The sequence below is a fragment of the Neobacillus niacini genome (assembly GCF_023715785.1).
In the GTDB taxonomy this organism is placed as follows: Bacteria; Bacillota; Bacilli; order Bacillales; family Cytobacillaceae; genus Neobacillus; species Neobacillus niacini_E.
The window spans coordinates 1-221 of the sequence record NZ_JAMBOX010000127.1 but is presented as its reverse complement, the minus strand read 5'-3'; the positions used below and the strand labels follow the sequence as shown (position 1 = coordinate 221).

Sequence of the window (221 nt, the reverse complement as noted above, 5' to 3'; positions counted from 1 at the left end):
TTCATTTCTTTCGAAATGAAGCCAACGTAACTTTATGAGCTAATCAACTCAACTTTATTGGAGAGTTTGATCCTGGCTCAGGACGAACGCTGGCGGCGTGCCTAATACATGCAAGTCGAGCGAATCATTGGGACGCAAGTCCCGCTGGTTAGCGGCGGACGGGTGAGTAACACGTGGGCAACCTGCCTGTAAGACTGGGATAACACCGGGAAACCGGTGCT

1 rRNA gene is annotated in these 221 nt (G+C 51.1%); it reads left to right on the top strand.

From position 1 onward, the window contains the following. Positions 1 to 54 precede the first annotated feature (54 nt). Positions 55 to 221, top strand: a 16S ribosomal RNA gene (locus M3234_RS29120); the annotation flags it as partial.